The following is a 13,759-nucleotide window of genomic DNA, read 5'->3' as shown; positions in this document are numbered from 1 at the left end:
AAGCCTACCCACCGACCATGACCTTCCCCGCCATATCGACGGTCACGGAAACCCGCTCCGCCTCCCGCGTCAAAGTCACTGTCATGGCGTCGGTCGGCAGCCCGGTCCCATCAAACCCAATCTGCTGCCGCCCATCCTTGCCAACTAGCGCCCGCGTCCCGGCCTTCCAGTTGGCCGTCACGAACGGCTTCTCCTCCAACGGCACCCACTGCGCCCCATCACGGCGCTGAAAGCCATAGCCCGACGCGGAAACCCACACCCCCATCGGCTGCGCGGTAACAACCGCTTCGTCGCGCGCGGCCGCAACGCGCGCGGCAAAGCGATCGGCATCCTCGACAACCCGCCCGCGCGGGTCCGGCATGGCAAGCACCACCGCAGCCGAAATGAAACCGATGATCGTCAACACGACCATCAGCTCGATGAGGGTAAAGCCGTTGGCGATAGGGCGCTTATCCTCGTTCAGGCTGAGCCCTCCGACAGGCTCAGCACAGGCTTTGCCGAAGCTCCCCAAGAACGGAACAAGCCGCGCCTCAAAGCTCGCTGGAATAAATATCCGCATTCTCGCTCTCGCCGCCCGGCTGGCCGTCCGCACCCAGCGAACTGATATCGAACGCACCCTTCCGCCCCGGCACCGCATAATTATAGGCGCGACCCCACGGATCCTGCGGCAGCTTCTTGATATACCCGCCCCGGCGATACCGCTGCGGCTGCGCCAGCGATGCGGGCGGATTGATCAGCGCCTGCAACCCGTCGGTCTGCGAAGGATAGCTCAGATTATCGAGCCGATACTGCTCTAGCGCCTGCTCGATCGTCGCAATATCCGCCTTCGCCTTCTCCACCCGCGCCGTGTCCGTCGCCGGAATGACGTTGATCGCAACGATCGTCGCCAGCAGTCCGATGATGACGATCACCACCATCAGCTCAACCAGTGTGAAGCCATTTTCGATCGGCCGACGAACCAACCCCTCCCCGTTCGGGCTGAGCTTGTCGAAGCCCTTTTCTTTTGAAGTAAAGGAATGCCCTTCGATAGGCTCAGGGCGAACGGAGTCTGGCTTCAATCTAGACATAATCACTCCTCAAGCCCCCGTAAGGCTCTGCAATTGCAGGATAGGCAGCAGGATCGACAAGATAATCACCGCCACGATCCCACCCATTAATATGATGATCACCGGCTCCAGCATCGCCAGCGCGGCGGAGGTGAAGCTGTCGAACTCCCGCTCCAGATAATCGGCCGCCCGCTCCAGCATCGTATCCAGCCGCCCCGCACTCTCGCCGCTCGCCGCCAGATAAACCAGCAGCGGCGGAAACACCCCAGCCCGCCGCAGCGCTGCCGACAGGCTCCCGCCCCCACGAATGGCCTCGACAATCTGCTCGGAAGCCTGCCGCAACACCCGATTGTGCACCGTCTGCGTGGTCAACGTCAGGCCTTCCATCAGCGGCAGACGGCTCGCCACCATCGTGGACAGCGTCCGCGCCATCCGCGCCGCATGAAGGTCGCGGATCAACCGTCCCAGCAGCGGCAACCGCAGCAACACGCCATCGAACCGATAGCGGAACGCCTCAATCTTCAATGCGCGCCAGAAACCAAGGGCACCCAGTCCAATCAGGATCGCCAACAGCCACCAATAGCCCGCCAGAAAGGCCGAAATCCCCATCACCATGCGTGTCAGCAGCGGCAGGTCTTGTCCCACCGTATCGAACTGCTCCACGACCTTGGGCACGACGAAGATCATCAGCGCCGCCACGACGCAGACGGCAAAGGCTGCCAGCACGCTCGGATAAGCGATAGCGATCAGCACTTTCGACCGGATCACCGCCTGCCGCTCCATTAGGTCGGACAGCCGCTCCATGATCGTCGGCAGGCTGCCCGAGCTTTCACCCGCAGAAACCATCGCCCGATACAGCGCCGGAAAGCTCTTCGGCTCGGCTCCCAGCGCGTCCGCCAGCCGCCGTCCTTCCAGCACGCCTGAATGCACCTTGCTGACGATCGCGCGCACATGCTCCTGCTCGCTCTGCCTCCCGATAGTGCGCAGGGATTCCTCCAGCGGACTGACCTGGATCAACGTCGATAACTGGCGCGTAAACAGCGTCAGTTCCTTCGCCGACAGCCTGGGCGCGCGCAGCGACAATCCAGCGCGCTTCGCCGCCTTCTCCACCACGCCGGGCTCGATCCGCACGATAAACAGTTTGCGCGCGTCCAGCTTGGCCCGCGCATCCTCGATCGTCTCGGCCTTCACCTTACCGCTGCGTTCCTTGCCCGCCGGATCGATGACCAAATAGTCGAACTCAGCCATCGACGATGGTTTCCACCTCCGCCGCATCGCGCCGCGACACGCGGATGGCTTCCTCCGCCGTAGTCTGCCCATCGCGCACCAGCGCCCGCGCCGCCGACCCCAGATTGGGCGCATTGAGGAAAGCGTGCCGCGCGATCAGGGACTCGTCGCCGCCATCATTGATCAGGCGGCGAATCGTGTCATCCACGCGGATCGCCTCGAACACCCCGATCCGGCCCTTATAGCCGCTACCGTTGCACTCCTCGCACCCTCGCGCCCGGTAAATGATCGTTCCGGGATCGAAACCAAGCAAAGCGCTAGCCGACTTGTCCGCCTGCACCGGCTCCCGGCAATGCTGGCAAAGCCGTCGCACCAGCCGCTGCGCGATAACGGCGCGCAAGGTCGAGGCGAGCAGGAACGGCTCCACCCGCATGTCCCGCATCCGCGTGATCGCGCCCACCGCATCATTGGTATGCACGGTCGATAGCACCAGATGACCCGTCAGCGACGCCTGCACCGCGATCTCCGCCGTCTCCCGATCACGGATTTCGCCGACCATCACCACATCAGGGTCCTGCCGCAAAATCGCGCGCAGCCCGGCGGCAAAGGTCAATCCGACCTTCGCATTGACCTGAGTCTGCCCGACCCCTTCGACCGCATATTCGACCGGGTCCTCCACGGTAAGAATATTGCGCGTCCCATCGTTCAACTGCCGCAGCCCCGCATAGAGCGTAGTCGTCTTCCCCGACCCGGTCGGCCCCGTGACCAGAATAATCCCGTTCGGTTCGTGCAATCCTTCACGAAAAATCCGATCCGCCGCCCCCGCCATGCCCAGCAGGTCAAGGTTCATGCCCGCATTCTCCTTGTCGAGAATACGCAGCACCACCCGCTCCCCCGCCCGGCTCGGCAGTGTCGAAACGCGCACGTCCAGCAGCTTGCCGCCCAGCGTCAGCCCAATGCGCCCATCCTGCGGCACGCGCCGCTCGGCAATGTCCAGCCGCGCCATCACCTTGATCCGGCTCACCACCACCGGCGCGACATGGGGCGGCATCCGCAAAGTCTCGCGCAGCACTCCGTCGATCCGCATCCGCACGATCAGGCCGGTTTCATAAGGCTCGATATGAATATCCGAAACGCCCTGCCGCGCTGCTTCAGCGATGATGCCATTGATCAGCCGGATTGCAGGCGCATCATCGGCGCTGTCGAGCAAGTCGTCGGCAGTCGGAATGTCGGCGGCAAGAATATCCAGCTCATCCGCGCCGACTTCCAACGACCCTGCCATGGCGGCAGCGCTACCCTCCATCGCATAATGGTCGGACAGGTGCCGGTCAAACTGCGCGCCATCAACGAACCGCACATCGAAACTACGCGCCAAATGCCGCCGCACTTCCAGCAATATGCGCGGATCGCTCGCCTCCCGAACTGCGATCGTAAGCCGGTCTCCGTCCAACGGCAGCATGACCACGCCATGCTTGCGCGCAAAGACATAGGGAATGTCGACAGCGCGGGGGGCACTGTGCGGAAGGTTTAACGGTTCGGCAGGCCCGCTCACTTCATCCCCCGTTCGCCCCGAGCTTGTCGACGGGCTTTTCTTACTTGAAAAGAAGGGAAGGGCTTCGACAAGTTCAGCCAGAACGGTCGTGGAAGTAGGTCGTTCACCGCCGATCTCCATTCGCCGCACCGTCCACCGGCCGCACCACGCCGCTCGATTGCCGCACCGTCGGTTCAATCACTTGCGCCGGGGCAGCACTTGGCTGCGCCACCGCATCGCCCGCCTGCGTCACAGCGGCTGGCGGTTCCGCGCCCATATAGTCGCGCACCAGTTCGTCGATGCTCGGTTCCTGATCGGGGTTCCGCGCCAACTGCATGTCACGCACATAGCCATAGCGTTGCTGCGTCAGGCGCTGTGCATCCTCTTTCGAGCGCAGGATGGTGGGCCGGATGAAGACCATGAGGTTAGTCTTGCTCCGGCTCTTGCTGCGCGACTTGAACAGCTCGCCCAGCCCCGGAATGTCGGACAGCAGCGGAATACGCTCGATCGTCTTACGCTCATTATCGTCCAGCAAGCCGCCAAGCGCCAAAATCTCGCCATCATCCACCGTGACCGTCGTCTCGATCTCACGCTTGTTGATGATGAGGTCGCTATTATTGTTGGACACCGGCCCGGCGACGCTCGACACTTCCTGCCTCAGGAACAGCTTGATCGCGCCGCCCGTGTTGATCTGCGGCTTCACTTCCAGCTTGATGCCCACATCCTGCCGTTGGACGGTGCGGAACTGATTGTCGAAATTCTGGCTGAGCGCCTCGCCGGTCGTTATCGGCACCTGCTGCCCAACCAGGATCGACGCCTTCTGATTGTCCAGCGTCATCACCGAAGGCGTGGACAGAATATTGCTGTCAGTGTCGGACCTGACCGCGTTGATGATCGCCCCGAAAATCCCGTTCCGCCCGATCTGCGTCGCAACCCCGCCAAAGCCGCCCGTCGCGTTCATCAGGCTATCGACCGCCGCCTGCTGCAAGGTGTTCGACAAGTTGCTATTCTCGGTCGAGGTGGTCGTCGTGGTCACGCCGCCGTTGACGACCGTCGTGGTCGTCTTGCCCAACTCGTTCGCGCCAATCGCCCCGGCCAGCGTCAGCAAATTGGGAGAAGCGTTGGAGTAATTGGTCGCAGCAAAGCCCGTCTTGGTGCTCCCAATCAGGAACTGCACACCCAGCTTCTTGGCGGCGGCATCGCTGATCTCGACGATGATCGCCTCGACCAGAACCTGCTCCCGCCTCGTATCAAGTTGCCGGACGGTCTCGCCAAGCATGCGCTGCACGTCGCTATTGGCCGCCACGATGATCGCATTGGCCCCTTCATAGCGGGTAACGATCGCAGGACCCCGCGTCGAAATACCGCCACCCGAAGAACCGGCCGAACTCACCGCAGGCCCCGCCGCAACCGGAGCAGCCCCATTGGACGCCGGTACCGAAGCCGTCACGGCAGAGCTGGACGATTGTCCAACCAACTGCTGCAACACAGGCAACAGCTTTTCGGCATCCGCATGTTCCAACCAATAAACGCGGATCTCCGTCCCGCTCGCCGCCTGCCGATCAAGATCGCGTGCCATCTGCGCCAGTCGCGTCACCGTCCCGGCATCGCCCCGGATCGCGACCGAATTGCTGCTGTCGATCGGCACGATAGTCGCCGCCCGCTGCGCCCCTTCGCCGCCGCTTTGCACCAGCGCCTGAAGCGAAGTCGCGATTTCCCGCGCGCCCGCATTCCGCAGCATCACCGTCTGCGTCGCCGCCGTATCGCGATCGATTCGCGCAAGCACCTGGCGAATACGCCCAATATTGTCGGCATAGTCGGCAACGACCACGCTGTTCCCGGCGCGATTGGCGGTCACCGAACCGTCCTTGCTGACCAGCGGCCGCAAAGTCTCCAGCGCGCTCGCCGCATCGATTGAGCGCAGGCGGAAGACCTCGGTCACGAACTGATTGCGATTAGCCCCCCGTCCGACGACGCTAGGTTGCCCGGCCGCCCCATCAGCAGGCTGAATGCGATAAGCACCACCCGGCGCTGGCACCGCCACCAACCCATTCGCCCGCAAGGTAGACAGGAAAATCTCGAAATATTCCGATCGCGACAGCGGCCGGTCGGTCACGACCGAAACCTTCCCCTGAACCCGGTTGTCTATGATGAAGGTCCGCCCCGTCACACGCGCGGCGTCCTGAATGAAGGCGCGAATATCGGCGTCGCGCACATTCAGCGTCTGCTGTGCCATGACGGGCGATCCGACAGGCGAGGCCAGAGCGAGGGCGGTCGCGGCGGAAAGAAGGAATTTTCTGGTCATTGGCCTTGCAGAGTAAGGTTGATCGTCGAAAGGCTGGCGCCCCGCTCGACGGTCAGGGAAATGCGCGCGCCGGGCATGATTTTGCCTTGCAGCACCTGGAGATCGCTGGGCGAGCCGACCGGCTGCCCATCGACCTGGGTGACGATATCGCCGGGCTGAAACCCGGCATTTTGGAAGGTTGGCCCCTTGGCGGTCAGGATGAGCCCCGTGATCCGGCCATTCTGCATGCGCGGCGCAAAGCCGACATCACGCTTCAGCCCGTCCGCCGTCGGATTGTCGATCCCGGCCACGGGGCTTACAACGCCCCCCGCTCCCGGCGCGGCCGACGCAGATGCGGGCTGCGACTGGTCGAGGAATATCTGCTCTTCCGATCCGCCCCGGTCGATGGTGACATGATCGAACGCCACGCCCTTCAGCAGCACGCCCGGCAATATCTCATCACCCACGGCAAAGCTGTTCTGCACCCCATCGGGTCCGGCAATGATGGCCGATCCCAGCCCCGACCCCTCGTTCAACCGGATGCCGTAGACGGTCAGCGCCAGCGAGGTCACGACCCCACCGCTCGCCGCCTGCTGCGGTCCAGCCCGGTAAAAGGGATCAAAACTGGAAAATAATGTTTGGCGCGCCGCGAAATCCGGAAATTGCGCTTGCCGCCCTTCCCACGGTCCAAAGCTCCCGACCGGCGTCAGCACGGCCCAAACCAGCCTTGCACATTGCAGCGCCAGCAGGCCCAGCAACAGCTTCTCGGCAACCCGCGCCCAGTCGATCGGCGCGAGGCGGCTGCTAAGGTCCTGAAAGTTACTGCGAAACGCCACGCGCATGAACCTGGTAATCCCCCTTGATACCCGCGCTGCTAGGCAATTGTTTTTACTGCCGGATGACAGAAATGTGACCTATCCATGACAACGGCAATCCGCAAGCGATGACACTTGCATTTCGAGCGCCGAGCGATAGCAGAAAGGCTGCTTTCTCGCCCTAAAAGGCCGTCCATGCCTAACCAACCGACTGTGAAATCAGCCGATGCCGATCCGGCCTGGATCGCATCCCATCCACGCGTCCAGCGGGTGCCCAGCCGCGATCTGACGCTCTTCATCCAGCGCGATTTCCTGACAGCGGAAGAATGCGATGGCCTGATCACACGGATCGAGGCGCGCCGTCGCCCTTCCACCATCGCCGACGCCAATGGCGACACAGGCTTCCGCACCAGCGATACCTGCGATCTCGACAACACCGATCCCTTCATCGGGGCCATAGATGAAAAACTCGCCGCTTTCGCCGGGATCGACCCATGTTTCGGCGAACCGATACAGGGGCAACGTTACGCCGTGGGTCAGGAATTCAAGGCGCATACCGACTATTTCGATCCTGCTGGCCTCGACTTCGCCCGCTACTGCTCAGTATCGGGCAACCGTACATGGACGCTGATGGTCTATCTCAACCAGCCCCCCGCAGGCGGCGCGACCCGCTTCATCAAGATCGGCAAGACGGTGCAGCCGGAGCGCGGCAAGCTGCTCGCCTGGAACAATCGCCTTGAACCCGGACGCTATAATGGGGCCAGCCTGCACCACGGGATGAAGGTACGCAGCGGCGTTAAACACATCATCACCAAATGGTATCGCGAAAAACCCTGGGCCTGAGCTTCAGCGCCAGAAATGCTTGGCATCCGCCAATTCATCATAGGCTTTGCCGGCCGCCGCCAGCAGCTTCTTCTTGCTCCGACCGCTCTTCACCAGATCGGCATCGACCGGCAGGCCATACTGCGCCAACAAGGCGCGCACGTTGACCAGATCATTGAGCGCGCCCAGTTCGTCCTGCAACCCCTCCAGCGCATCGATGTAGCGCGCGTGCCGTCGCCGCTGTTTCTTGGCGTCGAATAGACCCCCGAAAAATTCGGCGGCGTAGCGCAGCTTCTTCGCCTTCTTGCGCACTTCGTGACGGTGCGCGTCATCCAGCTTCGCCAGATGCCGTGCATGCTTCATCTGCCAGCGATGAAAATGCTGCAAACGGCGTGCGGCAAACGCCTCCGCAGCCTCATCGCGCAACCTGCGGCCCCCAGCATCCGGCCCGCCCATGCCAAGCGTCAGCCATTCCACGATGTCGATCATCAAGCCCCGCGCCTGATCAGATTCCAGCGCATCGATCACCTTCGCATGGATCACTGAGCGAACAGCAGCTAGTTGCTCGTGCAGTTCGCCCGGCTTCATCCGTTCGATCAGCACATCCAGATCACGCGCCTCTCCCAGCAGCTGCGCCAGCCAGCGAAGCTCATCTTGAAATCGGGTCACGTCTTGCGCCGTCAGCATTGATCTGAACAGCGTCAGCGCCGAACGCAGCCGCCGCACGGCTACGCGCGCCTGATGCACAGCCTGTGGATCATAATGGTCGAGTAGCAGATCTTCGTTTAGCCGGTATTGCCGCACACAGTTGCGCATAATGGCCTGAAACGCCGCCTGCGCACTGACATCGGGCTTCAGCGCCAGTCTCTCCGCCTTGAAACAGGCGGGCGCGGGAGCCAGCAGCCGATAGCCTCGTTCCGACTTTGCCGCGACGCCCAGCCGCACCGGCACTGCCGCCTCTATCCGCCTTGCGAGCGCAAAGAGGGCGGCGGGCGCTCCTGCCTTCAGCTCCAGTTCGATTTCACAGATGGGCGACTGCCGCTCACCCGCGCGGACCCATCCCCTGTCGAGCACCAATTCGATCTCCGCGGCACCCTCGGCAATCAGCCATGTGCGCCGCTCGACCTCGACATTGAACGCGGGCTCGATCATCTCCGCTGCATCACCCAGAACGCCCGCAATGGGTGTGCGACTATCGATCGCCGGCTCATCCTGCCTGACCGGCATTTCCCATTCCGCCCGCGAGAAAAGGGCTCCGCCCCGATCTTCACTACCGGCCTTGACGGTCTGGACGCGCTCCTCCCCTGATCGGCGGATGCGCAGCGTATATCCTCGCGCATCCAACTGCCTGTCGGGCGTATCGAAATAGACGGCCTGAAGTTGCGCCCGGCTTCCCTCAGCGGGCAGCAGCGCCAATTGCTCGAAGGCCTCCGCCGCCTGCTGCGACAGCTCCAGTTTCAGCTCGACTTCCTGCTTCACCGCCTGCCTCCGCTTCAGGCCAACCCCTAACACGGCGCAGGAAAACGCGCGAATCACAGATGGCAAAACGGCCGATCCGCGCGAAGCGGATCGGCCGCCAAGCCTCATCAAAGAAAGTTAAATCAGAGCGCGACGGTCAGCGAAGCCGCGAAGGTCGTGCCGATCTTATAGCGATTGTAGAATACCTTGTTGCCGCCCAGTTCCTGGAACTCCTGGAACTTGCGCCCCGTGATGTTCCGCGCCTCGAACTTGAACTCGCTCTTCACCCCGCCCGGCAGGGTCACGCCCTGCCGCGCCACGAAGTCCAGAGTCAGGCCCGGCTTTTCCTTGATGTCGGGCTGAAGGTTGGGACCACGGCTCGTAACGCGCGGGCTGGCATAGGTCAGCAGCAGCGTCTGCTGCGACAGTCTGTCAGTGTCCTCAAGACCGAGTTGCAAATTGACCAGATGATCCGACTGGCCGGTCAGCGGCACGCCATCCTGGAAATAGTCGGACGCGGCGGGCAGCGGGCCAGCGGTATAGCTGTAGGGGATGGTCGTATCCCCTTCGCTCACTTTCAGCTTCGACTGGGTGTAGGTATAGTTGCCGATCAACACGATCCGCCGGGTCTGGAAGAACGGGCTGCTCATATTGTCGAGCGGCAGATATTTCTGCGCCTCGAACTCGACACCGTACAACGTTGCTTCGGGCGCATTGGCGAAGCTGGTCGTCACATCATATTTGTCGTTGATCGTCGTGTAGGTCTCGATCGGATTGTCGATCTTCTTCCAGAACGCCGCCGCCGTAAGCCGCTCATCCCGGCCCATATACCATTCCGCGCGCAGGTCTGCGTTCCACAGCTCACTATCCTGCAGGAAGGGGTTGCCGCGATAGAAGCGGTTGGAATCGGTATCGATATAAGGCTGGGCGATCAGCTCGCGGAACTGTGGGCGTGCAATCGTCTTGGAACCGCTCATGCGGAACTGCAAACCCTTCGCCGCTTCAAAGGTGATGGTCGCGGCGGGCAGCCAATATTCCTTGTTGATGGCGTTCACCGGCTCAACGCCCGTATTATAGACGTCCACGCCCGTCACCGACTGGCGGCCCTTTTCATAACGCACACCTGCATCCACAGTGACGCCTGCGATCGGCTGCACCTTCACCTGCGCATATCCGGCATGCGTGCGCAGCGCCGCATCATAGACCGGATAGTTGCCCGAAAAGTCCAGCAGCGACATGTCGAACAACTGGATCGACGCATCCGACAGCAGATAATCGGGCCGCAGCTGCTGCACGGCGATCGGCAGGTTGGTCGCGTCGAAATGCAGCTCATAGCGCGAAGACGTGCGCTTCGTATCGCTGAACGCATAGCCCACCGTTGCGGTCAGATCGGGCGAGAATTTGTAGCTCAAATCCCAACCCGCCGACCACAGGTCTTCGTTAAGGTCGCTGAAGGTGATCGACGCATCGCCCCGCTGGCGGTTCAGCGCGTTGACGAAACGGTCGCCGACCAGATCAACCGCCAGATCGCGATTAGTCCGCACATATTCGAACTCCCGCTCATAGGGCGCTTCCCGCTGCGAATTGGCATAACCGCCGCGCAGGTCGAGGCTGAGCCCCTCCATCAGCTTGAACTCGCCGACCATCTGGGTGTCGATCAGCTGCCGCTCATACCAGGCGGTATTCTGCTTCATATAATCTGCGCCCGCGATCGCGCCGTCATTCTGCCCCAGCGTCAGGGCGCCGCGCTTCAGCGTGTCGCGGATATAGACGTTGGTCCAGCGGATCTTCTGATCGCCCAGTTCCAGGCCCAGCCCGAACAGGCTGTTGAACGTCACCTCATTATCCGTCGACACCTGAACGCCGTTCTTGCCCGGCGCCTGCTCCAGATTGATCGACGCCTGCTGCAGCGAGGAGCGTGTCCGCCACTTGTTGCTGTAGGATGCGGTGAACAGCACGCCCAACCGCCCATCACTACCCACATCCATCGCCGTTCCGGCGTTCAGCGAACCCGAAAAGTTGAACGGCAGGCTGTTGGTCCGCTGGAGTACGGAAGTCTTCGCATTCAGGAACTGCATCGAAATCGCCTGCAGGTCACCGCGCGTCATGTTGGAGAAGGGCACCCCGCTACCAAACGCCTGCGCCAGCAATGGCGGCACGTCGCGCGACCCATCGTCAAAGCCGGTCCAGTCCGACTTCGACCCATAATAGGTGTAGCCCATGTTGCCCGACGTTTCGGTATTCGCCGAACTTCCAATTCCCAGCTCAAGATAGCTTTCAACCGGGATAGCCTTGGTCGTCAGGTTGATGACGCCGCCGCCAAACTCGCCAGGGAAGTTGGCCGAATAGCTTTTCTGCACCATCGTGGACGCGATGACGCTGGTCGGGAAGATGTCGAGCGGCACAACGCGCTTCAGCGGTTCCGGGCTCGGCAGCGGCGACCCATTGAGCAGCGCCAGCGAATAGCGGTCACCAAGGCCACGCACATAGACATATCCGCCCGACACGACCGACAGGCCGGTCACGCGCTGCAATGACCCGGCGATGTCGCCCTCGCCCGTGCGCTTGATGTCGGCGGCCGACAGGACAGTCACCACCTGCGGAGCGGCCTGCGACACGTTGCTGGTGCGGCGGCCGGTCACGATGATGTCGGAACCCGGCACGGACACATCGACATTGCCGGTCTGTGCATCGGCTTCCTCGGATGCGGTCGGCACGCCTGACGTGGACGCTGTATCGGTGGTGGTCTGCGCCATCACCGCCGGAGCGGAAAGGGCGGTCGAAATCAGGAGCATGCGCGCCAGGCTGAGCGGCTTCGACATGGCTAGGAGTCCCCCTTGGGAAAATTCTTTGTAAAGAGGGCGGGGAAGCGGCTGATGCACGCTCCCCCGCCCCTGTTCAGGGTCAGGTCGATCAGGTGGTCGGGATGGCGGTGCAGTTCTTGCTGCTGCTGCCGAAGCTCGCCGTAACCGAGTTGCAGGTCCAGCCCGCATACCAGGTGTCGTTGCTGTCCTTCACCGCGCCGATATAGTTGGTGGTGGTGAAGTTGCTGTCGATCGTCTTGGGGTCGATCGCAGTGCGGGCCGTTTCCGTCGCGCCGTTGATGAATAGGCTGGTCAACGACGGCGTATAGGCAAAGCTGCTGTTCGGATCGGTCGAGAAGATCGACTGGACCGTCGCCGCATCGACGCCGCCGGTGCCCTTGAACGGGGTAGCGTTGCACTGCATCACTACCGACAGGTAACGCGGCTTCCCCGCATCCTGCAGCCCCGCGTCAGCGTCACGTACCGTGGCGGCGCTGTTGATGCGCAGGCAGCTCTGATCAGGACTGACGATGATGCCGTTCACCATGGCAAGGTCAGCACCGCCCCGAAGCATCATGGTCGCGCCATCATCGCCGGTGTTCGACCGCTGGATGTGCGTGAAGTTCGCTACCTTCAGATATTGGCGAGGCAGCGCGTCTTCGGAGAAGCTCGTGCCCGTCGTCGAACCGTTCGAGTCCGTCTCGGTGAAGGTATCGCCGATATTGTTGTTCGCACGCTGCACGGAGATAACGAACTGCGCCGTGCCGCGGAAGCCGACATCCGTGTCCAGATTGTCGTCTTCATTGCCGGTCAGCACCAGATATTTCATGTGGGTCGAACCACCGAAAGCCTCGATGCCGTCGTCCGAGCTGTTGTGGACCTGGATATGGTCAAGCTGCGTGCCGGTGCCGACGCCCGAAGGAGTCAGACCCTGAAGTTCCTTGCCATTCGCCAGCACGAAGCCGGAATAACGAATCTGGACATAGCTCATGCGGCCCGAATTGTCGGCGTCATTGTCGCCGCCATAGAGCGCGCCGGTCGTGCCTTCGGTGTCGCGCTGACACGCGGTGGTGCCCGGAGCCGCATTGGGCGCCTGATCGCAGTCGGTGATCTTGGCGCGGCCGAGCAACACGATGCCACCCCACTGGCCCGACGACTGATCGGTCGCCGACCCGGTGACATTCTCGCGGCTGGTGAAGACGATGGGCTGTGCCGCCGTGCCGACAGCATTGATCTTGTTGCCGCGATTGACGGCCAGGAATGCGCTGCCAGTGCCAGCGAACACCACAACGCCCGGATCGATCGTCAGCGTGACGTTGCTCCCGGTGCTCGCAGCGCCCTGATCGGTGCCGACATCAACGCGGCCGGGCAGCGAATAGATGACGCCCGCCGTCTTGGCGATCGCGGTCGAGCTGTTGAAACGCGCGGGGAAGCCGCAATTGCGCCACGTGTTGGTGCCATCGCTGATGGTGCCAAGGTTGGTCAACTGGTCCGCACCCGAGATAGTCGGACAGTCGGCCGCAGCGGTCACATTGCCCGGCGTAGGAGTGGGCGTCGGCGTCGGACTCGGCGAAGGCGTCGGCGCGGGCAGGACGATCGTCCCCTCGCCCGGCGAAGCGATATCGTCCGCGCCGCAAGCGCTCAGAGCAGCGCAGGCGCAACCCGCCATCAGGATGGTAGTGATACGATTAGTCTTGACCATGTCGTCTCCGCTCCGGCGATGCCGGTTTGTGTTAAGATGCGGAGCGAAGGGGATTCACGAATCGGACAAC

General features: G+C 62.3%; 10 protein-coding genes. 1 reads left to right on the top strand and 9 read right to left on the bottom strand.

The genetic code is table 11. The features are described 5' to 3' along the window. Positions 1 to 4 precede the first annotated feature (4 nt). The 6 genes from ACYU81_RS11685 to ACYU81_RS11660 form a co-directional block, all read right to left on the bottom strand. The gene (locus ACYU81_RS11685; RefSeq protein WP_460988184.1) at positions 5 to 463 is read right to left on the bottom strand and encodes a GspH/FimT family pseudopilin; all 459 of its coding nucleotides are present in this window, start codon (positions 461 to 463) and stop codon (positions 5 to 7) included. 67 nt (positions 464 to 530) lie between these two features. Beyond that, positions 531 to 1,067 (bottom strand): type II secretion system major pseudopilin GspG, encoded by a 537-nt coding sequence (gene gspG / locus ACYU81_RS11680; RefSeq protein WP_460987747.1) that lies wholly within the window; start codon positions 1,065 to 1,067, stop codon positions 531 to 533. A gap of 9 nt (positions 1,068 to 1,076) precedes the next feature. Continuing rightward, a complete protein-coding gene (gspF, locus tag ACYU81_RS11675; RefSeq protein WP_460987746.1) occupies positions 1,077 to 2,294 on the bottom strand; it encodes a type II secretion system inner membrane protein GspF in 1,218 nt (405 codons plus the stop codon). Further along, on the bottom strand, positions 2,287 to 3,825 hold the full coding sequence (gene gspE / locus ACYU81_RS11670) for a type II secretion system ATPase GspE (protein ID WP_449471706.1): 1,539 nt from the start codon (positions 3,823 to 3,825) through the stop codon (positions 2,287 to 2,289). The genes gspF and gspE overlap by 8 nt, the downstream gene beginning before the upstream one ends. A 103-nt stretch (positions 3,826 to 3,928) precedes the next feature. Further along, complete coding sequence (gene gspD, locus ACYU81_RS11665) at positions 3,929 to 6,109, bottom strand: type II secretion system secretin GspD (RefSeq protein ID WP_460987745.1); 2,181 nt, start codon at positions 6,107 to 6,109, stop codon at positions 3,929 to 3,931. Next, positions 6,106 to 6,930, bottom strand: a complete 825-nt coding sequence (locus ACYU81_RS11660) for a type II secretion system protein N (RefSeq protein WP_460987744.1) — start codon at positions 6,928 to 6,930, stop codon at positions 6,106 to 6,108. The genes gspD and ACYU81_RS11660 overlap by 4 nt, the downstream gene beginning before the upstream one ends. Positions 6,931 to 7,098: 168 nt before the next feature. Here ACYU81_RS11660 and ACYU81_RS11655 point away from each other — a divergent pair, with 168 nt between their 5' ends. Further along, positions 7,099 to 7,746 carry a prolyl hydroxylase family protein gene (locus ACYU81_RS11655; RefSeq protein WP_460987743.1) on the top strand — a complete coding sequence of 216 codons (648 nt, stop codon included), beginning with the start codon at positions 7,099 to 7,101 and terminating at the stop codon, positions 7,744 to 7,746. Between the two features lie 3 nt (positions 7,747 to 7,749). Here ACYU81_RS11655 and ACYU81_RS11650 read toward each other — a convergent pair whose 3' ends face one another. From ACYU81_RS11650 to ACYU81_RS11640, 3 genes are all read right to left on the bottom strand, one after another. Next, entirely contained in the window at positions 7,750 to 9,237 is a 1,488-nt protein-coding gene (locus ACYU81_RS11650; RefSeq protein WP_460987742.1) for a CYTH and CHAD domain-containing protein, read from the bottom strand. Positions 9,238 to 9,326: 89 nt separating this feature from the next. After that, positions 9,327 to 12,005 carry a TonB-dependent receptor domain-containing protein gene (locus tag ACYU81_RS11645; RefSeq protein ID WP_460987741.1) on the bottom strand — a complete coding sequence of 893 codons (2,679 nt, stop codon included), beginning with the start codon at positions 12,003 to 12,005 and terminating at the stop codon, positions 9,327 to 9,329. A 91-nt stretch (positions 12,006 to 12,096) separates the two neighbouring features. Further along, positions 12,097 to 13,689: a hypothetical protein gene (locus ACYU81_RS11640; RefSeq protein WP_460987740.1), complete on the bottom strand. Its 1,593-nt coding sequence runs from the start codon at positions 13,687 to 13,689 to the stop codon at positions 12,097 to 12,099. Positions 13,690 to 13,759: the final 70 nt, after the last annotated feature.

The organism is Sphingobium sp. TomTYG75, assembly GCF_054771635.1.
Note: the sequence above shows the minus strand (reverse complement) of the source record. Positions and strands in the feature narration are given on the sequence as shown.